At 68.1% G+C, this 19,152-nt stretch carries 17 protein-coding genes; 9 read left to right on the top strand and 8 right to left on the bottom strand.

Annotated features, from left to right (window positions below; translation table 11 throughout):
• The first annotated feature begins 41 nt into the window (after positions 1 to 41).
• From ACL03I_RS22460 to ACL03I_RS22470, 3 genes are all read left to right on the top strand, one after another.
• Positions 42 to 707, top strand: coding sequence for a class I SAM-dependent DNA methyltransferase (locus ACL03I_RS22460; protein WP_412806891.1), 666 nt, complete (start codon positions 42 to 44; stop codon positions 705 to 707).
• Positions 708 to 841: 134 nt separating this feature from the next.
• Entirely contained in the window at positions 842 to 2,185 is a 1,344-nt protein-coding gene (locus ACL03I_RS22465; protein ID WP_412806892.1) for a WS/DGAT/MGAT family O-acyltransferase, read from the top strand.
• 218 nt (positions 2,186 to 2,403) lie between these two features.
• A complete protein-coding gene (locus ACL03I_RS22470; RefSeq protein WP_355071124.1) occupies positions 2,404 to 3,528 on the top strand; it encodes an NAD(P)H-dependent flavin oxidoreductase in 1,125 nt (374 codons plus the stop codon).
• Between the two features lie 380 nt (positions 3,529 to 3,908).
• Here ACL03I_RS22470 and ACL03I_RS22475 read toward each other — a convergent pair whose 3' ends face one another.
• Entirely contained in the window at positions 3,909 to 4,685 is a 777-nt protein-coding gene (locus ACL03I_RS22475) for a GntR family transcriptional regulator (RefSeq protein ID WP_355071122.1), read from the bottom strand.
• 105 nt (positions 4,686 to 4,790) lie between these two features.
• Between ACL03I_RS22475 and ACL03I_RS22480 the strand changes: the two genes are divergently transcribed.
• Positions 4,791 to 6,281, top strand: coding sequence for an ABC1 kinase family protein (locus tag ACL03I_RS22480; protein ID WP_412806893.1), 1,491 nt, complete (start codon positions 4,791 to 4,793; stop codon positions 6,279 to 6,281).
• A 119-nt stretch (positions 6,282 to 6,400) separates the two neighbouring features.
• On the opposite strand, the gene ACL03I_RS22485 is transcribed toward ACL03I_RS22480, so the two are convergent.
• Positions 6,401 to 7,000, bottom strand: coding sequence for a DUF459 domain-containing protein (locus ACL03I_RS22485; protein ID WP_412806894.1), 600 nt, complete (start codon positions 6,998 to 7,000; stop codon positions 6,401 to 6,403).
• 85 nt (positions 7,001 to 7,085) lie between these two features.
• On the opposite strand from ACL03I_RS22485, the gene ACL03I_RS22490 reads away from it, so the two are divergent.
• Positions 7,086 to 7,880, top strand: coding sequence for a 2OG-Fe(II) oxygenase family protein (locus ACL03I_RS22490; RefSeq protein ID WP_355071117.1), 795 nt, complete (start codon positions 7,086 to 7,088; stop codon positions 7,878 to 7,880).
• Entirely contained in the window at positions 7,867 to 8,631 is a 765-nt protein-coding gene (locus ACL03I_RS22495; protein WP_355071115.1) for an SDR family NAD(P)-dependent oxidoreductase, read from the top strand. The genes ACL03I_RS22490 and ACL03I_RS22495 overlap by 14 nt, the downstream gene beginning before the upstream one ends.
• 8 nt (positions 8,632 to 8,639) lie before the next feature.
• On the opposite strand, the gene ACL03I_RS22500 is transcribed toward ACL03I_RS22495, so the two are convergent.
• The gene (locus ACL03I_RS22500; protein WP_355071113.1) at positions 8,640 to 9,509 is read right to left on the bottom strand and encodes an SDR family NAD(P)-dependent oxidoreductase; all 870 of its coding nucleotides are present in this window, start codon (positions 9,507 to 9,509) and stop codon (positions 8,640 to 8,642) included.
• 21 nt (positions 9,510 to 9,530) lie between these two features.
• Positions 9,531 to 10,430 (bottom strand): polysaccharide deacetylase family protein, encoded by a 900-nt coding sequence (locus tag ACL03I_RS22505; protein ID WP_355071111.1) that lies wholly within the window; start codon positions 10,428 to 10,430, stop codon positions 9,531 to 9,533.
• A 279-nt stretch (positions 10,431 to 10,709) separates the two neighbouring features.
• Here ACL03I_RS22505 and ACL03I_RS22510 point away from each other — a divergent pair, with 279 nt between their 5' ends.
• Positions 10,710 to 13,082 carry a lysylphosphatidylglycerol synthase transmembrane domain-containing protein gene (locus ACL03I_RS22510; RefSeq protein ID WP_412806895.1) on the top strand — a complete coding sequence of 791 codons (2,373 nt, stop codon included), beginning with the start codon at positions 10,710 to 10,712 and terminating at the stop codon, positions 13,080 to 13,082.
• On the opposite strand, the gene ACL03I_RS22515 is transcribed toward ACL03I_RS22510, so the two are convergent.
• The gene (locus ACL03I_RS22515) at positions 13,079 to 13,777 is read right to left on the bottom strand and encodes a class I SAM-dependent methyltransferase (RefSeq protein ID WP_412806896.1); all 699 of its coding nucleotides are present in this window, start codon (positions 13,775 to 13,777) and stop codon (positions 13,079 to 13,081) included. The genes ACL03I_RS22510 and ACL03I_RS22515 overlap by 4 nt on opposite strands.
• Positions 13,778 to 13,875: 98 nt before the next feature.
• Here ACL03I_RS22515 and ACL03I_RS22520 point away from each other — a divergent pair, with 98 nt between their 5' ends.
• On the top strand, positions 13,876 to 14,448 hold the full coding sequence (locus ACL03I_RS22520; protein WP_412806897.1) for a TetR/AcrR family transcriptional regulator: 573 nt from the start codon (positions 13,876 to 13,878) through the stop codon (positions 14,446 to 14,448).
• Positions 14,449 to 14,494: 46 nt separating this feature from the next.
• Here the strand turns inward: ACL03I_RS22520 and ACL03I_RS22525 are convergent, their stop codons facing one another.
• Together ACL03I_RS22525 and fadD5 are read right to left on the bottom strand one after the other, a co-directional pair.
• Positions 14,495 to 15,097, bottom strand: coding sequence for a cysteine hydrolase family protein (locus ACL03I_RS22525; protein ID WP_355071104.1), 603 nt, complete (start codon positions 15,095 to 15,097; stop codon positions 14,495 to 14,497).
• Between the two features lie 68 nt (positions 15,098 to 15,165).
• Entirely contained in the window at positions 15,166 to 16,737 is a 1,572-nt protein-coding gene (fadD5, locus tag ACL03I_RS22530) for a fatty-acid--CoA ligase FadD5 (protein WP_412806898.1), read from the bottom strand.
• Positions 16,738 to 17,079: 342 nt separating this feature from the next.
• On the opposite strand from fadD5, the gene ACL03I_RS22535 reads away from it, so the two are divergent.
• Complete coding sequence (locus ACL03I_RS22535; RefSeq protein ID WP_364424849.1) at positions 17,080 to 18,057, top strand: NAD(P)H-dependent flavin oxidoreductase; 978 nt, start codon at positions 17,080 to 17,082, stop codon at positions 18,055 to 18,057.
• A 6-nt stretch (positions 18,058 to 18,063) separates the two neighbouring features.
• On the opposite strand, the gene ACL03I_RS22540 is transcribed toward ACL03I_RS22535, so the two are convergent.
• The gene (locus ACL03I_RS22540) at positions 18,064 to 19,035 is read right to left on the bottom strand and encodes an MBL fold metallo-hydrolase (protein WP_355071100.1); all 972 of its coding nucleotides are present in this window, start codon (positions 19,033 to 19,035) and stop codon (positions 18,064 to 18,066) included.
• Positions 19,036 to 19,152 lie beyond the last annotated feature (117 nt).

Consider the following 19,152-nt stretch of genomic DNA (forward strand, 5'->3'; position numbering starts at 1 on the left):
CATTCGATTCGGGGGAGTGAGCACGTAATACGCTGCTCCGGGTGCTGGATTCGACCGAAGACCTCGCAGACGAACACCCTGACGTGGCCGTCACCCGAGCCGCCTACGACGACGTCGCCGAGCTCTACACCGAGCTATTCCGCCACCACCTCGCCGGTGCGGTGCTCGATCGGGCGATGCTCGGCGCCTTCGTGGAATCGGTGGCGGGCAACGGCTCCGGCCCGATCGCCGATGTCGGCTGCGGCCCGGGACGGATCACCGGACACCTCGCTGCGTTGGGTGCGCAGGTATTCGGGATCGATCTCTCGCCGCGAATGGTGGAGCTGGCCCGCGTGGAACATCCGCAGCTACTTTTCGCGCAAGGTTCCGTAGAGCAGCTACCGATAAGCCACGAGGCGCTCGGCGGCATAGTCGCGTGGTATTCGTTGATTCACCTCCCACCGGATCGCGTGCCGCACGTGTTGAGCGAGTTCCATCGGGTACTCGCAAGCAAAGGGCACGTGTTGCTGGCTTTCCAGACGGCCGACCAGCCCGACGCGGTGGAAGCCTTCGACCACAAGGTGACTCGCGCCTACCGGTGGGCGCCGAAGCGTCTCGTGCGTCTGCTCGGTGACGCCGGGTTCGCCATGATCGCTCGCATGGTGCGCGAGCCGGGTCCCGACGAGCGGTTCGGGCAGGCCTACCTGCTGGCCTCGAAGGTTCGGTGATTCACCGAACGCGGTCCGTCGCGCCCGGGTAAGTTTGTCGTGTCGCGGCGGTTTCATGGCTGCGCGGGCCCGCCGACAACGTGGTCGATTCGTACTCCGAACATCCTCACCATGTCGTCAGGGGGCGACTCATCATGGAATTCATCGCGCCGGTCGATGCCGTCTTCTTGCTCGCCGAATCCCGCGAACAGCCGATGCACGTGGGAGCGTTGCAGCTGTTCGAGCCGCCGGAGGACGCCGGAGCGGACTTCGCCGCACAAGTGCACGACAAGCTATTACGCAGCACCGACATCGATCCGGCCTTTCGCAAGCATCCCGCGACGATCTTCGGGTCTCCGCAGATGGCGTGGACGCGCGCCGAGGACGTGGAACTCGACTACCACGTGCGGCGGCTGGCCGTGCCCGGGCCGGGACGCATGGACCAGCTCGTTGAGCTGGCCTCCGGCCTGCACGGCAGTCTGCTCGACCGGCACCGCCCGCTGTGGGAGTTCCACCTGATCGAGGGCCTCGCCGACGGCAGGTTCGCACTGTATTCGAAGATGCATCACGCGTTGATCGACGGCGTTTCCGCCCAGCGTCTACTCCGGCGCACGCTGACCGGCGATCCGTCCTCGAGTGTCACGCGCGTGCCGTGGCACCTGCCTCGGGGCAGGCGTAGGGCGCCGTCCGGTACGGATGGTGTGGCGCGAAACCTGTTCTCCGCCGCGACATCCGGCGTATCGGTCCTGCGTGCCGCGCGCACCGCGCTGTCGCGGCAGCAGCTGACCCTGCCGTTCGCGGCGCCGCGCACCATGTTCAACGTCCCGATCGGCGGCGCGCGCCGTGCGGTGGTGCGGTCCTGGCCGTTGGAACGGTTGCAGCAAGTGAAAAAGGCGACCGGCTCGACGCTCAACGACGTGGTGCTCACCATGTCGGCGGGCGCACTGCGGCGCTACCTGCTCGAACGAGACGCTCTGCCGGACAAGCCGTTGGTCGCGATGGTGCCGATGTCGCTGCGCGCCGAGGACGACGACGAGACCAACGGGGTCAAGGTCGGCGCGGTGCTGTGCAACCTCGGCACCGACATCGCCGATGCGCTGGAGCGCCTGCAGGTGGTCGCCGCGTCGATGCGCGACGGCAAGGACGTCTATCGCACGCTGTCGTGCAATCAGACGATGGCGTTGTCGGCACTGATGCTCAGCCCGCTCGCCCTCAACCTCGTGCCCGCGCTGATCCCGTGGACCAGTCCGACCTTCAACATCGTCATCTCGAACGTGCCCGGGCCGCGAGAGCCGATGTACTGGAACGGCGCGCGTCTCGACGCGAGTTACCCGCTGTCGATCCCGTTCGACGGTCAGGCGGTGAACATCACGCTCACCTCCAACGCGGGCAATCTCGACTTCGGCCTGGTCGGCTGCCGTCGCAGTGTGCCGCAGCTGCCCCGTCTGCTCGACCACCTGGAGGAGTCGCTCGCCGAACTGGAGCGCGCCACCGCCTGATCCGGCATCGCATTCCGCAGAAAACTAGAACGTGTTACTGTCGAGGCATGGTGCGAAGGCCAGTCGAGGATGCCGCAGCCGCTTCATGGCGATATCAGCGGCTCGCGGTGGACTCGACGTGCGGCGACCAGGCCGAACCGAGCGCCACTTATGCAACTCGTTCTAGTACATCTGCGCCGCGCCGTTCGCGGCGGAGCAGTTAGGGAGACCAGCACGCCATGCGTACCGAAATCTGCGAACGGCTCGGGATCGAATTCCCTATCTTCGCCTTCACCCACTGCCGCGACGTGGCGGCCGCGGTCAGCAATGCGGGCGGACTCGGCGTGCTCGGCGCCGTCGGCTTCACCGCCGAGCAGCTCGAGGTCGAGTTGGCTTGGCTGGATGAGCACGTACAGGGCGTGTACGGCGTCGATCTGGTGATTCCCTCCAAGTACGAGGGCAAGGGCATCGATGGACTGAGCCCGGAGGAACTCGAAGCCAAGCTGGCCGAACTGGTCCCGCAGGGGCACCGCGACTTCGCCGAGAAGATCCTCGCCGACCACGGCGTGCCCAAGCTGCCCGAGAGCGAGCACCACAACCAACTGCTCGGCTGGACCGCCACCACAGCGGGCCCGCAGGTGGAGGTGATTCTGCGGCACCCGAAGGCGAAGCTGGTCGCCAACGCCCTCGGCACCCCGCCCGAGGACGTGATCAAGCAGGTGCAGGATTCCGGCCGGTTGATCGGCGCGCTGTGCGGTTCGGTCAAGCACGCGCTCAACCACAAGCGCGCCGGCCTCGACTTCGTGGTCTGCCAGGGCACCGAGGGCGGCGGCCACTGCGGCGAGGTCTCCTCGATGGTGCTGTGGCCACAGGTCATCGATGCCGTCGGCGATCTGCCCGTGCTGGCCGCGGGCGGCATCGGCAACGGCCGCCAGGTGGCCGCCGCGATGGCGATGGGCGCGGCGGGCGCGTGGACCGGCTCGGTGTGGCTCACTGTCGAGGAAGCCAACGTGCCGCCCGCCCAGATGCAGACCTACATCGACGCGACCAGCCACGACACCGTGCGTTCGCGCGCATGGACCGGCAAGCCCGCCCGCATGCTGCGCAACGACTGGACCGAGGCGTGGGAGCGGGCCGATACCCCCGACCCGCTGCCGATGCCGCTGCAGATGATGGTCGCGTTGGAAGGCGTGAAGCGCGGGCACCGTTATCCGGAGGCCGCCAAGGACGTCAACTTCAATCCGGTCGGCCAGATCGTCGGCATGATGAATCGGGTGGAGCGTTCCGCGGATGTGGTCAACCGCCTGATCCAGGAGTACGTCGAGGCGTGCGAGCGCCTCAACAAGCTCAACGGCGGGGCCTGAGTCCGGGCGTCGATTCCGGGACGGCGATGCCGTGCGGCATCCGTCCGGTCGAAAGCCCGGGACGATCGCACCGGCGTAGCGGCGGCCACCCCTACGCCGGTGCGATCTCCGGTTCACGACTTCGGGCCGAACTCGAACCCCGCTGCCCAGAAGCACTCGGTCGCGCCGCTGAGACCCTGTGCCGGAGACGATTTCGTCGTGGTCGGCGCGGTGCGCAGCGGCCCGAACACCCACGCGAGCCGCGGCCGATTCATCCCATTCGACCCATTAGCGTCTGGGACAGATACGCTCAGGGAACGCGGTGGCCCAGCTCACTTCGGCGCAACGAGAGGATGGTCGGGGCAAATCGTCCCAGACGCACTGTGCAGCGTACGAAACGACTAGGCGGTGGCGGCCTGGTTCACGCCGGCGCTTTCCTCGATGCCGACCACCAATTCCTCGAAGCGCGCGATCACCTTCTCGTGGTACATGCCGAACAGATCCTCGAACAGCGCCAGCTGAGCCTCGCTCGGCCCCGAGCCGGAATCCCACACCGCGGCCAGCGCTCGCCAGACCAGAACGTGCAGATCCGGCGCGCCCGCGAAATACGCTTCGACCGCCTCCGGCACCTCGAGCACCGTCTCACCGATCGAGTTCAAGATCGCCCGCTGCATGGGGAGACCGAGCGTGGTCAGCAGTCTGCGCACCAGCGCGACCTCGAGCGCCAGCATCTGCCGCAGATCCGGAACCTGCTGACGCGCCAGGGATTCGAGCTCGTCGATGGTGGATTTCAGTTCGGCCGAATCGATCCGCTGTTCGCCACCGGTGTAGGCGAGCAGCGTCTCGAGCACAAGATTGCGCTCGACGTCCACGATGTCGCGGAACATCTCCATCGCGATGTCCGGCATGGGAATCGAGAAGCGGAACAGCTGGCGGTACACGTCCACCCCGCCCGCCTCTCGGACGTCACGGATCGTGAATCCCTTGCCGCGCCGGGCTTCGACGAAACCGTACGACTCCAGCCTGCCCAGCGTCAGCTGCGCGGTCGCGCGGTTCATATCGAATTCCTCGGCGACCTGACGCACCGACGGCATGAGATCCCCCGGCTGATATTCCCCCGCGGCAACCCGGCGCGCCAGCTCGTCGGCAACGTCGGCGACCACCGTCTGGGATCCCATCGAAGTCACCTTTCGACTACTTTCGAACACGTCCCAGACAGTCTAAGCCCTACTGTCGGGTACTGCACCTGTGTCACACTTGTGCCCGCGACTGTGAGGTGAGTCATGACCATCCGGCCCATCGGAGAGCGCCCCGAGCCGGGGGCCGCGGGCAAACGATCCCGGCTCTTCGCGTCGCGTTCCCACGACATACCGCCTGTTCACGGCGCTGTTCGCGGCGCGAAACTGGCCGCGCTGCCGGTGGCCTTCGCGGGACGGCAGGCCGCGGGCATCGGCAAGCGGGCGCTCGGCAGATCGGCCGAAGAAGTCAATCGGGACATTCAGCTCCGCACCGCGCAGCACATCTTCGAGGTGCTCGGCGAGCTGAAAGGCTGCGCCGCGAAGCTGGGGCAACTGCTGGCCATCTACGAGCTGGCACTGCCGCGGGAGGTGGCCGAGCCGTACCGGATCGCGCTCAGCAGGTTGCAGGACGCCGCGCCCGCGATGCTGCCGCACACCGTCCGCGCTGCCATAGCCGAAAGCATGGGGACGGAATGGCATTCGCACTTCCGCGAATTCGATGATCGACGCGCCGCCGCGGCCTCGCTAGGGCAGGTGCACCGGGCGATCTGGCACGACGGCAGACCGGTCGCGGTCAAGGTGATGTATCCCGGCGGCAGGCAGGCGGTGGCCCGCGATTTGGACCACCTGCGCCGGATCTCCTATCTCGCCACGGTTTTCCTGCCGGGCGCGGACGTGAAGGCGGTGACCGAAGCGATCTGCGCGTCGGTCGCAGGGGAACTCGACTATGCGGCGGAAGCCGAGCATCAGCGCGCCTTCGCTGCGGCCTACGCGGATGATCCCGACTTCTATGTGCCGAATGTGGTTGCGCAACATGGTGACGTGCTGATCAGCGAATGGATCGATGGCACACCCGTACCGCGCGTCCTCGCCGCGGGCACGCAGGCCGAGCGTGACCGGGTGGGCATGCTCATGGTCCGCTTCGTGACCTCCGGCTGGGCTCGCCACGGCCTGCTGTACGCCGATCCGCATCCGGGCAACTTCCGCGTGCTGCCGGACGGCCGGCTCGGCGTCATGGACTTCGGCGCGTGCAGCCCGTGGCCTCCTGCGGGTTTCGGCGAACTGACGCTCGACTGCTGTAAAGCGATATTCCGAGGCGGGCCAGGAGATCTGGCCGACGCCACGCGCCGACACGGCTTCGTGGCGAACGAACTCGCTCTCGACAGCGACGCGCTCTACGCCGCCATCACTCCCTGCGGTGAACCCTTCCGGCACGAGACCTACCGGCTGACCACCCGCTGGTTGCGGCGACAAGTGTTGCGCACTACTAATCCTCGATTGACCAATGTGGTCCGGCAGCTGACCATGCCCGCCTACTTCACGCCGTTCGCCCGCTCGTTCCTCACGCTCGTTGGCGTGCTCGGTCAGCTGGAGACTGAAGGTCCTTATCGCGACGAGATCGTCCGTTGGGTACCGGAATTGAGCGAAGCGTTCGTCTCGGACGAGGTGCCGAAGGGCGGTTCGCCGACGCTGGATCTGGAGCCCGCGCGGAGACGGCGGGCAGAGGCGGCCGAGCGGGGAATGTCGATCGGGTAATTCCGGTCACTTTGGGGCGCAGGGGATTTCGGTGCAACGCCGGGTCGGTGACGCCGAATTCGAAATAGTAGCCTGTTCTGTCTGAGACAGATTACCCTATACGATCCGAAATCGACGTGTCACCGCGACAGCCACGCGCGCCACTGCGGAACGATGAGCGCGGCCATCTCCTCGTAACCCGCGGCCCCTGGGTGCGCCCCGTCACCCGCGCGCACGTCGGCGGCCCACACCGCGCTGTCGCGCAGTAGCTGGTGCACTCGCACGTACGGCACCTCCGCCGCGGCGCAGACCTGCGCGAATCGCTCGTCCAGTGCGGCGGTGCGGGCATTGTGCTCGTCGTCGGCGATCGGCGGCGGAGCGACCATCAGCACCGGCCAACCTCGCTCGCCCGCCTGCGCGAGCAACTCGCCGAGGTTGGCCACCGACTCGTCGGGCGCGACCCGCGAACCGCCGTTCTCGTGCATGGCGTCGTTCACGCCGAAGGAGAGCACGACCCGCGCGTCCACGCCGTCCGGCAGGCGGGGCGCGCATTCGGCGCGGAAGCGCCGCAGGATCTCGGCCGAGGTCTGTCTGCGCACCCCGAGGTTGTAGGCCGTCAGCGGAATCCCTTCCGCATGTGCCGCGGACGCGAGCCTGCCCACCCACCCCCGGAAATCCGGGTCGCCGACACCGGCGACGAACGAATCCCCGACGAAACACACACGCAGATCCCGGTTCATTCGCGTGATCCTCGCAGGGCCGCGACCGGCCCGCGTGTTCCGGGTACGGGCAATATGATCACGGAGGTTCGACCGGGAGGGAGTAATGGTGACAACCGAGCCGGAGCTCGCGACACCGCCGGTTCCGCAGTGGTTCGCAGAGTTGTTCGCCCACCGACGCTGGATCCGGCGCAGCAGGCCCTTTCCGCACGTGTACGCCCGCGATGTCTTCGTTCCCGAGTTCTATCAGCGGTTGACCGAGCAACTGGAGCGGGTTCGCGGCGAGCGCCCCGACCTGGTCGCCCCGGTCGCAGACGGCTACAGCGCCGACGGAATTCGGCTGGGGGACCTACGCGACGGCCCGCTCGCGGTGTTCACCTCACGCGAGTGGCACGACCTGGTCGCCCGGCTCGGGGGTGTCGAACCGACCGGCGACGTCGAAGGATCGGTGCACCACCACGGGCCGGGCAGCCCGTTCGGCTGGCCGCACAACGATCTCAACCCGGCCTGGTTCCCCGGCCAGCCGCCCGGTCCCGGCGAAGTACGCCTGCCCGACGCCACCGTGCACACCAAAACTGGGGCACGCGCGCCCGGCGTCGTCGCGCGCGAGACCGTGCGCGGCGTCGCGGTGCTGTTCTATCTGGGCAATCCGGGATGGCAGCCGGGCGACGGCGGCGAGACCGCGCTGTACGACCACGTCGCCCAGGGAGCCGCGCTGCCGTGCGTGTCCCTCGTCCCGCCGCTGGACAATTCGCTGCTGCTGTTCGAGGTCACCCCGCGCACCTGGCACACGTTCGCGGGCAACAACGTCAACGACCGCAACAGCGTGGTGATGTGGGTGCACCGCACCAAGGCGGACGCCGAACGGCGCTGGGGAGGAGACAAGATTGTCCACTGGTGAACGCCGCGTCTGCCTGCTCACCGGTGCGAGCGGCACGCTGGGCGACGCGTTCTGCCAGGCCTACTACCGCGACTACGACATCGTCGCCGTGTGCCGCACGCGCACACCCGCGGTGCCGTCGCAGCTGGAGTGGTACATCGATCCGCTGGCGCCGAACGCGACCGTGCCCGAGAACGATTCCCGTGTGTTCGTGGTGCGGTCGGATCTGACCGAGCCGGGTGAAGTGGAACGGGTGGTCGATCTGGCGCTGGCCCGGTTCGGCGGAGTCGACCTGCTGGTGAACAACGCGGCGCACGTCCGGCTGCATCCGGGCGGCATCGTCGACGGCGACGCAGCGCTGGACGACTTCGATCCGCACTTCGCGCTGAACGTAGCGGTACCCCTGCGTCTTTCGGCGCGGCTGGCACAACGATGCTGGTTGCACGCGGGACCCGAGAATCGCGCGCGCAACCGCAACATCGTCAATGTCTCGAGCATCTCCGGCTCGGAGGTCTACCCGGCACAGACGCTGTACTCCGCGTCGAAAGCCGCGCTCAACCAGCTGACCCGGAATATCGCCGCCGAGTTCGCCGAGTTCGGGGTGCGCGCGAACGCGATCGCCCCGACCACTTTTCCGGCCCTGGTCCCCACCGAGCAAGTCGCGCGGGCGATCGTCGAGCTGGACGCGGGCGCGGTGTCCGGTGGGGTGTACGGGGTCGGTGTCGAGCCGGAGCGGGCAGCGGGCTCCTCACTCCGGCTCACAGAACCGTGACCGCCTGACTATTCGGTCGACGTGAGCCCGGTGGCCCGCTCGGACAGCGTCCAGAGCCGTCCCGCGAGATCGGCGTCGACCGCCTGCTTGTTGCGCGGCGGCTCCAGTCGGAAACGATGGAAGTACTGGCCGTTGATCGCCGCACCGTCGGCGGTCGTGGCCAAATGCACCAGCGGCTCGGCGCCCTTGTCCGGCTGGATGAAGAACGGGCGCGCCAGCGGAGACCGGACGAACCAGCCGAAGCCGAGCGGCGCGTTGTCGTAGACATGGGTCGCGACCACACCGGGGTGGAAGGCCGCGGTGGTGATGCCGGTGCCCTCGGTGCGGCGGGCCAGTTCCCTGGTGAACAAGATGTTCGCCAGTTTGGACGCGCCGTACGCGCCGAGCTGGTTGAACGAGCCGGTCGGCGCGTTGGCCGTGTCCAAGTCCAGCTTCGCCATCCGGTAGGTCGTGCTCGCGGTGTTCACCACCCGGGCCCGCGAACGGGTCAAACGCTCCAGCAGCAGGTTGGTCAGCAGGAACGGGGACAGGTGATTGACCTGGAAGGTGAGTTCGTTGCCGTCGTCGGTGACCGTCCGCTTGGGCCACGCGCCGCCCGCGTTGTTGGCCAGCACGTCGATCGTCGGGTACCGGTCGAGCAGTTGGTCGGCCAGCTTGCGCACGTCGTCGAGCCGGGCGAAGTCGGCGACGAACGGCTGCGCGCCCGCCTTCGCCGCCACCTCGGCGGTGCGCTCCGGTGATCGGCCGACGACGGCGACGGTGGCGCCGCGAGCCGCGAGCCGCTGCGCCGCTGCGGCGCCGATGCCCGAGCTCGCGCCGGTCACCACCACCGTCTTTCCGGTGAGGTCCTGGTCCTGTGTCTGTTCCTGCGCTGCCATCGCTGCCTCTCGCAGATCGGTTTACCTGACCCGATCGTCATCGGCTCGCGCGGGTTCGGCAAGCACCGACGCGCTCGAGTAGTGGGCGGCGATCTCGTCGCTGGTGGTCAGCCACACTCTCGGGTGGCCCGACACGTATGCGAGTGCTTCGTCCAGGTATTTGATCCGGAAAGCCTGCCCGATCACGAAGGGGTGCAGGGCCAGCGCCATGACCCGCCCGCTGTCGGCCGACTCGGCGTAGAGCTGGTCGAACTGATCGCGGACCATGCGCACGAAATCCGGTCCGCTGGTGGCTTTGCCGAGGAACAGTGTGTTGTCGTTGAGTTCCACCGAGTAAGGGACACTGAGCACGCCGGGTACCGACAGGGGATAGGGCTGGTCGTCGTTGGTCCAGTCGAGGACGTAGCCGAGGCCGAGTTCGGCCAGCAGCGACGGGGTGCGGAAGGACTCGGTGAGCGCGGGCCCCATCCAGCCGCGCGGCCTGCGTCCGGTCGCGCGCTCGATGGTCGCGACCACATCGGCGAGGTAGGCGCCCTCCTCCTCCGCCGGAACGTCCGGCTGGAAGATCGAGTTGTTCTTCCCGTGCGCGAGCCACGCCCAGTCCCGCCGTACACCCGCCGCGATGATCTGCGGATACCGCTCGGCGACATCGGAATTCAGCAACGCGCTGGCCCGGATACCGTGCCGGTCGAGCACCTCGATCACCCGCCAGATGCCCACCCGCGGTCCGTAATCACGCCAGCCGTAGTTCAGCGGATCCGGCGCGAGCCCGGCAGTACCGGGAAAGATGCTCGTGGACGGCCGGTCCACCCGATAGTGCTCGACATTGAGTCCGACATAGAACGCCACCCTGGCACCGCCGGGCCACCGCAACGGCGGACGATCGACGATCGGGCTGTACTCGAAGAGTTCGTTGTCCATGCCCTCATGCTGAAACTTGACACCGATGTGAAGATCAACCTCGAGCGTGAGTGATGTCCGGCACACTGCACAACCGAGCGGAGACAGCGGCGGGGTTCCGCGAGCCGGATCGTCCACACCAGCCGGTATCGTGCAGCGAACGTAACAACAGACTTCGTACGCACATGGGTAACTCACCGGGTACGCCCAGAAAAGGGGAGCGGCACTCGACGCAGGACCTGAACGCGGGTCTCGCGGCTCCAACCAGTACGGCCTGAATACCCGGAGAGGCGGGCGAGCATGCGAGTGGACGGGCGGGAGATCCCGGTCACGGGGAGCCTGCTACAGCCGCTGATCCGGCGCACGAGCGACATCATCCGGGTCGTCCTCGCAACACTGTGGGTGGCAGTCGTGATCGCGGCCTCACTGATCACCCGCCCGGAATGGCTGGCCCTGGAACGCTCGGTCTCCAACATCGTCGGTTTCCTCAACCCGGACCAGTCGAACCTGGTGTACCTGGTCTACGGCATGGCGATTCTCGCGCTGCCGTTCGCGATCCTGATCGAGCTGATCATCGGCAGGCAGTGGAAGCTGCTCGCCGGCTACGCCGCTGCCGGGGCGGTAGCGGGATTGCTGTTGTCCATCACCGGCACCGGCCTCTCCGCGCCGAAATGGCATCTGCAGGTGCCGGACCGGTTGGACACCTTCCTGTCCCAGTTCCTCGACGATCCGCGCTGGATCGCGATGATCGCCGCCATGCTCACCGTCGCCAGTCCGTGGCTGCCCACCCGCCCGCGGCGGTGGTTGTGGTTCCTGCTGCTGGCGTTCGCGCCGATCCACCTCGCGGTCAGCACCGTGGTGCCCGCCCGGGCGATGTTCGGGCTCGCGGTCGGCTGGCTGGTCGGCGCGGTGATCGTGCTCGTGGTGGGCACGCCCGCGCTGGAGGTCCCGCTCGACGCGGCCGTGCGGGTGCTCGCCAATCGTGGTCACACGGTCACCGGGTTCACCGTGGTGCATCCGGCGGGCCGCGGTCCGTTGGTGCTCGCCGCCGCCATCGAAGGGCCGGAACGCGAGCTGCTCGTCGAGATGTTCGGCAAGAACCAGCGCAGTTTCGGCGCGCTGCGCCAGCTGTGGCGCTGGCTGACCTTCCGCTCCAGCGAAACCGCGGCCATCCACGGTTCCATGCACCGTGCGGTCGAGCATCGCGCGCTCATGGCGATCGCCGTCGCCGACCTGGGGCTCGGCAGCGGCACCCCCGTCGCGGTCGCCGCGCTGTCGCGTGGCTGGATGTTGTACGCGCACACGCAGCCGTGCGGCACGGCGATCACCGAACAGTCCGCCGAAGTGCTGCCCGGAGTGTGGCGAGCGCTGGACACTCTGCAACAGAAGCAGATCTCACACGGCGACCTGCGGCCGGTCGACATCCGTGTGGCCGACGGCGTCACACTGTTCGGCGGCTTCGGCAACGCCGAATACGGAGCGTCGGACGCGCAACTGCAATCCGACATCGCCCAGTTGCTGGTGACGACCACCGCGACGTTCGGCAAGGAGCCCGCCGTGCGCGCGGCGATCGAAACCCTGGGTGAGGCGCGGGTACTCGCCGCGGCGGGCCGGTTGACCAAGTCGGCCATCCCGACCGGCATCCGCAAAGCGGTCCCGGAATGGAAGACCGCGCTGTCCGACGCCCGCGACGAGGTGCGCAAACAGACCGGTCAGGACCGGATCGAAGCCGAGCAGATCACCCGGTTCTCCCGCAACCAGATCATCCAGTTGGTCCTGCTGATCGGGCTGGTGTACGTCGCCTACCCGTTCATCAGCGCCGTGCCGACCTTCTTCACCCAGCTGCGCACGGCGAACTGGTGGTGGGCGCTGCTCGGCCTGCTCGTCTCCGCCCTGACCTACGTCGGCGCGGCGGCGGCGCTGTGGGCCTGTGCGTTCGGCGCGGTGAACATCCGGAATCTGCTCATCATGCAGGTCGCCAATACTTTCGCCGCGACCACCACCCCCGCAGGCGTCGGCGGACTCGCGTTGAGCGTGCGGTTTCTGCAGAAGTCAGGTATCGGCACGGTGCGCGCCACCGCCGCGGTCGCGCTGCAACAGGCGGTGCAGGTGATCACGCATGTCGGCCTGCTGCTCGCGTTCAGCATCCTGGCGGGCACCTCGACGGACCTGTCGCATTTCGTCCCGCACGCCACGGTGCTGTATCTGCTCGCCGGCGTGGGCGTCGGGATCGTCGGCGCGTTCATGTTCGTGCCGAAACTGCGCCGCTGGCTGAACGACGCGGTGCGGCCGCAGTTGCAGGAGGTCATCGGCGAACTCGCCGACCTGGCCCGCGATCCCAAACGTTCCGCGGTGATCATCGGCGGATGCGCGGCGCTCACCGTCGGTATGGCGGGCGCGCTGTGGGCCAGCGTGCAGGCGTTCGGCGGCGGCACCACCTTCATCACCGTCACGATCGTCACCATGATCGGCGGCACGCTGGCCGCGGCCGCGCCGACCCCGGGCGGTGTCGGCGCGGTCGAGGCGGCGCTGATCGGTGGTCTGGCCGCCTTCGGCCTGCCCGCGAACATCGCGGTGCCCTCGGTGCTGCTCTACCGCGTACTCACCTGCTGGCTTCCGGTGTTCTGCGGCTGGGGCGCCATGCGCTGGCTGGCGAAGAAGGACCTGATCTAAGCGGCGGTCTCGCCTGGTTTGTTCGCCAGCAGCACGGCGGTTGCGGGGCGGACCGCGACGAATTCGACACTTTCGAAACCGTTCGCGCGCAGGTCGTCTCGATACCGGCGGATATCGATGCCCGCCAGTGGATCACCGTGGTCGTGATCGGCATCGTGGGTGCGGTGCGCCGCGAATCTCGCCATGACGCGCACCACGGTGGAGAGCAACGGATCGGTCGGCAGCGTGTCGGCGAGCAGCAGCCGGCCGCCCGGGCGCAATACCCGGAACATCTGCGCGATGGCGTCGGCACGGTGCGACGCGGGGATGTGATGCATCGCGAAGGTCGAGGTCACGAGATCGGCGGACGCGTCGGGCAGCGGAAGATCCTGTGCCGTCCCGACTTCGAACCGGCAATTGGCCAGGTCATGTGAGCGCGCGGTCGCGTAGTCGATCATCTGCGGCGACGGATCGACGCCGGTGACCCGGCCGACGCGGCGAGCGAGCACGCGAGCGAGGTCGCCCGGACCGCAACCGACATCGACGACCTCGGCGCCGGCGGCGGGACGAGCCAACTCGGCGAGCCGGGCGTTCAGGCGGTTCGCCCGGCCGAGTAGAAGCGCGGCTTTGAGGGCACGGTAGCGGCGCGGTTGGGTGAGCAGCACGCCGACGTCGGGGTGGCTATCGGTGGCAGACTGGTGTTCGTTTCCGGACATGAGTTCAGGATCTGCCGATATGGCCGTGCCGACCAGGATCAATGCCACGGAAACCGTCCGTAATCGGACGCGTACGAGACATTTGTCCGGGAGGCACCGTGCCGGAAGAACAGGACAGCGCCGATCGCCGGGTCCGGCGCACCAGGGCCTCGCTGCACCGAGCGCTGATCGAACTCATGGTCGAAGGCGCCTACGACCGGATCACCGTCCGCGACATCCTCGAGCGCGCGGACGTCGGGCGGTCGACGTTCTACACCCACTACCGGGACAAAGACGATCTGCTGCTGCGCAGCAGCACCGACTACCTGCGCGCGGCCATGACCGCGGCCGAGACCGACGCGGACGCTCCCGAACCGCTCGCGCCGGTGCGCACGCTGTTCGAGCTGGCCGCCGGTCACCCGGAGATCTACCGGGCGCTGCTCGGCCGCAAGAGCGGCACCGTGCTATTGCGCACCACGCGGGTGATGGTCGCGCAGATCCTCGCCGAGCGGCTGCGCGACCGGCTGACGATGCCGGAAGACGAGTTCGCGACCACCGTGACGTTCCTGTCCTGGGGTGTCGTCGGCCTGCTCGGCGCGATCGCGGAAGGACACCCACCGCTCTCGGCCGAGGAGGCGTACCAGCAGGTGGTCCGCCTCATCGGTCCAGGGTTGGCCGGACGGAGTGGGTGACCGGCCTTCCGCGTGGGCCGAGAAGCCATTTCCTCCGCGGCGATGCTCAGCCGCTGATCAGTTCCAGCGCATCCGCGGCGCGCACACTGCCCGCGGTGACGAGTTCGAGGTTGGCCAAAGCGGCTTCGTGCGCTTCCGGGGTGGCGGCGGCCACGCAGTCGGCTACCGGGTGCACGGTGAAGCCGAGATCGGTGCCGTGCCGTGCGGTCTGCTCGACGGTCAGGTTGGTGGCGACGCCAGTGACGAAGAGCGTCTCGATCCCTTGATCGGCCAACCATTCCGGCAGTTTGCTGCCCGCCAGGCCGGAGAGTTTCTGGTTGTCGAAGACTTCCGTCGGCTGCGCCGCCATCTCCGGAATGATCGCGGCGCCCGGTGATTCCGGCCGGAACTCGGTCTGCGCCGCGCCGACCGAGCGCATGAATCCGGTGTTGCGCACCAGTTCTCCTTCGCCGATCGGAATGGTGAACCGGGTGAAGACCACCGGCAGCCGCGCCGCGAGCGCCGCGGCGTGGAAGTCCGTCGCCCGCGCCACGACGCCAGAAGCCGCCACGGGCGCGGCCAGCATGGGACCGAAGAACCCCTCCGGCCGAATGACATTCACCTGCCAGTGCAGCGCCAGCACAGCGGCGCGGATGCGTCGGATCGCCATGTGACGACCTTACGCATCCGCGCCCGCGTGCATTGTCCGATTCACGTGAAACCGAACGCACCGCACGCTCAGGACGAATAGTCCTTGCGCAACTGGACTTTGACCACCTTGCCGCTCGCATTGCGCGGCAGCTCGGCAAGCAGCACCAGCTCCTTGGGGTGCTTGTAGCGCGCGAGGTTCTCGTTGAGGAACGGCTCCAACTCGGCCAAGGTCAGCTCGTCGTCCGGGTTGTGCAGGGCGACCACCGCGACCGGCACCTCACCCCACTTCTCGTGCGTGCGGCCCACCACCGCGGCCTCCCGGATCTTCGGGTGGGCGAACAGGACGTTCTCCACCTCGGCGCAGTAGATGTTCTCGCCACCGGAGATGATCATGTCCTTCTTGCGGTCCACCACGTAGACGAAGCCCTCTTCGTCCTGGCGGACCAGGTCGCCGGAGTGGAACCAGCCGCCCGCGAAGGCCTCGGCGGTGGCTTCCGGCTTGTTCCAGTAGCCCTGCATGAGCGTGGGACCGCGATAGACGATCTCGCCCACTTCGCCGGGCGCGACGTCGTTCATCTCGTCGTCGACGATGCGCGCCTGGATGGTGGGGATCACCTTGCCGACCGAGCCGAGCTTGCGGATGGCGTCCTTGCCCTCCAGCACGCAGGTGATCGGCGACATCTCCGTCTGGCCGAACACCGCGACGTTGAACGAGTTCGGGAAGCACTCGGCCATCGCGCGCAGCACGGTGTCGGAGGCGGGCGCGGCGCCCCAGCTGAGCACCTCGAGCGCGAGCTTGCGATCCTTCACCGTCGGATGGTCGCAGACCAGCTGCCACTGCGCGGGCACGCAGAACGCGGAGGTGGCCTGCTCGCGCTCCAGCGCGTCCAGGAACTCACCGGCGTCGAAGGCGCCGAGCGGATGCAGCACCGTCTTCGAGCCCAGCAGGAAGGCGGGCGCGAGGCTACCGAGACCGGCGATGTGGAACAGCGGCGAGGTGCACAGCCCGATCGAGTCGGGTTCCAGCGCCAGCGCTCGGATGCAGGTCAGCGCCTGCGCGTTCATATTCGCGTGGGTCAGCACCGCGCCCTTCGGGCTGCCGGTGGTGCCCGAGGTGTACATGATGAGGCTGGGGGTGTCCTCGGGGATGTCCAGCGGGGTGTGCGACTCACCCGATTCGGCGATCAGGTCGTCGTAGCCGATCACGCCGTCCTCGGACGCGCCGCCGATCACCACGAGGGTCTCCAGGGCGGGCGCCTGCGCTCGCACGGCGGCGGCCAGCGGCCGCAGCACGGTATCGGTGACGACCGCCTTGGCCCCGCTGTCGCCGACGATATAGGCGACCTCCGGCGGCGTGAGCCGGAAGTTGACCGGGACCGCGATCGCGCCCAGCGCGTTGATGCCGAACACGGCCTCGAGGTATTCCGGGTAATTCAGCGCCAGGATCAGCACCCGGTCGCCGAACCCGACGCCCCGGCGCGCCAGTCCGTCGGCGAACTTCAGCGACCGCTCGTGCAACTGCCGCCAGGTCGTGTCCACGCCACGGAACCGGATCGCGACCGCGTCCGGGCGCATCTGCGCGTGCACGGCGATCTGGTTGTTCCAGTGATTACGCCGCGACCTGATCGGCTCGTCGAGCGCTGCTGCCCCGGTGGTCATTGCCACGAACTCCTCTCGGACCGTCATCGGCCCGCCGGGTGGTCCGACGGCGGCGACGGGCTGAATCGCGTGCAGAATATCAACTAACTTAAACGCCCGGCAAGAGATTGCGGAATGAATCCGGGTTAATCAGCCCGGAGCTGGGACCCGGTTCGGCTTGAACTCTTCTAGCAGGCCATTTGACCTCCCACCGAACGGTTGCGAAGCGGAAACGGCAGCGATGAAGATCGTCAAATATGCGAACCTCGGCTCACTTGTGAGTTGAAGACGGGCCGATTCTCGTGTCACCATCGACCCGAACGGGCGAACCGGCACGCCCGCGCGAGACATAGGAGAAGCGCAATGCTGCGGACCAGGTTCACCGAGAAGTTCGGGGTGGAACACCCGATCGTGCAGGGCGGCATGATGTGGGTCGGGCGGGCCGAACTCGTCGCGGCCGTCGCCAACGCGGGCGGGCTCGGCTTCATCACGGCGCTGACCCAGCCGACCCCGGACGACCTGCTCCGCGAGATCGAGCGCACCAGAGAACTCACCGACAAGCCGTTCGGCGTGAACGTCACCATCCTGCCGTCGATCAATCCGCCGCCGTACGCGGAATACGTGCGGGCGATCATCGACAGCGGCGTCGGGATCGTCGAAACGGCAGGCAGCAACCCCGAACCGTTCCTGCCGTACTACAAGGACGCGGGCATCAAGGTGCTGCACAAGTGCACCAGCGTGCGGCACGCGCTGAAGGCCGAGCGGATCGGCGTGGACGGAGTGAGCATCGATGGCTTCGAATGCGCGGGCCACCCCGGTGAGGACGACGTCCCCGGCCTGGTGCTCATCCCGGCCGCCGCACGGGAGCTGAGCATCCCGATGATCGCCTCCGGCGGCATCGCCGACGCCCGCGGCCTGGTCGCCGCGCTCGCCCTCGGCGCGGACGGCGTCAACATGGGCACCCGGTTCCTGTGCACGCAGGAGTCCTCGATCGATCAGAAGGTCAAGGAGAAGATCGTCGCGAACTCCGAGCGCGACACCCAGCTCATCTTCCGCACCATGCGCAACACGGCGCGGGTGGCGGACAACGAGATCAGCCGCAAGGTCGTCGAGATCGAGAAGTCCGGCGGCACCTTCGACGACGTGCGGGACCTGGTGGCGGGAGCGCGCGGCCGCCGGGTGTTCGAGGAGGGCGACCTGGACGCGGGCATCTGGTCGGTCGGCCTGTGCCAGGGCCTGATCCACGACATCCCGACCTGCGCCGAGCTGATCGGCCGGATGGTCACCGAGGCCGAGGAGCTGATCACGGCCCGTCTGGCCGAAACCGTGGTGGTCGGCTGACCGCGTTTACTTGGCCGCGCGGGCGGTGACGGCCGCGTAGTCGTGGCTCGCGACGAGTTCGATGCCGTCGGGCAGCGCGTGCAGGCGATGGATCGTGGTGAAGGCGGCGTCCCGGTCGGCGTCGAACAGCTTGCCCGGCATGGGCGCCTTCTCCCGCAGCAGATCGACCTGCAACTTGCTCCAGACGGCGTCGCCGGCGAACAGCACGCGGCTGCCGTCGTCCACCGCGAGCAATACGCCGATGCTGCCCGGCGTGTGGCCCGCGAGATCGACCAGCAGCACGGAGCCGTCGCCGAACAGGTCCTTGCTGCGCGGGAAGGTCAGCACGGGCGGTCCGTCCAGCTCGAAGCGGTCGAAACTGCGCCCACGCAGCGGTCCGCGCGCCACACCGGCCGGTGCGTGCGGGCCGCCCATCGCCCAGTCGTACTCGACTCCGGGCAATCGGATCTCGACCGAGGCGGGCAGCTCCAGCAGGCCGGAGACGTGATCCCAGTGCAGATGGGTCGGCACCACGAAATCGATGTCCTCGCCCGCGACATCGTGCGCGGCGAGCGCGTCGGACAGCCCGAGCACCGGCTTGTCCGGCGCGACGAGCAGCGGCACCGGGAACGGCAATTCGGGCAGCACGCGCTCGTGCACGCCCGCACACAGGGCCGGGTCGACCAGGAACCGCGCCTTCGGATGCTCGACCAGGAACGCCGCCATCGACAGCCGCATCTCCCGCAGGCTGCGCACGCCCTCGGCCACGATCGTGGTCGGCGCCGACATGGTGGCCTGGGTGAGCACGGTCAGCCGGACCGTGGCGCTCGCGGCGGGCGGCGGCAGCGCTTCGAGGTTCGCCAGCAGGGCGGTGTCGGGGCGGCGCGGCCGCAACAACCGGCCCGGCGTGGCCGCCAGGGCGGCGCAGCAGCGCAGCAGGGTGGGCAGAGTCGGCGTGCGCTCGGCACGGGTGGCGGCACCGCTGTCCGGTTCGGTCACGGTGCCACGGTATGTGATCACGCCGGTTCGCGAAAGAGCCGGGCAGGCAGCGGATATGCGACGTTGCTCCGGGCGGTTTCTGCGGCATAATCGCGGGGGTACCGTTCTCGAGCGGTG

This window comes from Nocardia sichangensis, assembly GCF_047200615.1.
Classification (GTDB): domain Bacteria; phylum Actinomycetota; class Actinomycetes; order Mycobacteriales; family Mycobacteriaceae; genus Nocardia; species Nocardia sichangensis.

Bases quoted from the DNA above. Each gene is read 5' to 3' on its own strand.
- ACL03I_RS22535 (WP_364424849.1), top strand. From the start codon at position 17,080: ATGCTGCGGACCAGGTTCACCGAGAAGTTCGGGGTGGAACACCCGATC.
- ACL03I_RS22470 (WP_355071124.1), top strand. From the start codon at position 2,404: ATGCGTACCGAAATCTGCGAACGGCTCGGGATCGAATTCCCTATCTTC.
- ACL03I_RS22510 (WP_412806895.1), top strand. From the start codon at position 10,710: ATGCGAGTGGACGGGCGGGAGATCCCGGTCACGGGGAGCCTGCTACAG.
- ACL03I_RS22485 (WP_412806894.1), bottom strand. From the start codon at position 7,000: ATGAACCGGGATCTGCGTGTGTGTTTCGTCGGGGATTCGTTCGTCGCC.
- ACL03I_RS22465 (WP_412806892.1), top strand. From the start codon at position 842: ATGGAATTCATCGCGCCGGTCGATGCCGTCTTCTTGCTCGCCGAATCC.
- ACL03I_RS22475 (WP_355071122.1), bottom strand. From the start codon at position 4,685: ATGGGATCCCAGACGGTGGTCGCCGACGTTGCCGACGAGCTGGCGCGC.
- ACL03I_RS22525 (WP_355071104.1), bottom strand. From the start codon at position 15,097: ATGGCGATCCGACGCATCCGCGCCGCTGTGCTGGCGCTGCACTGGCAG.
- fadD5 (WP_412806898.1), bottom strand. From the start codon at position 16,737: ATGACCACCGGGGCAGCAGCGCTCGACGAGCCGATCAGGTCGCGGCGT.
- ACL03I_RS22500 (WP_355071113.1), bottom strand. From the start codon at position 9,509: ATGGCAGCGCAGGAACAGACACAGGACCAGGACCTCACCGGAAAGACG.
- ACL03I_RS22480 (WP_412806893.1), top strand. From the start codon at position 4,791: ATGACCATCCGGCCCATCGGAGAGCGCCCCGAGCCGGGGGCCGCGGGC.
- ACL03I_RS22515 (WP_412806896.1), bottom strand. From the start codon at position 13,777: ATGTCCGGAAACGAACACCAGTCTGCCACCGATAGCCACCCCGACGTC.
- ACL03I_RS22490 (WP_355071117.1), top strand. From the start codon at position 7,086: ATGGTGACAACCGAGCCGGAGCTCGCGACACCGCCGGTTCCGCAGTGG.
- ACL03I_RS22505 (WP_355071111.1), bottom strand. From the start codon at position 10,430: ATGGACAACGAACTCTTCGAGTACAGCCCGATCGTCGATCGTCCGCCG.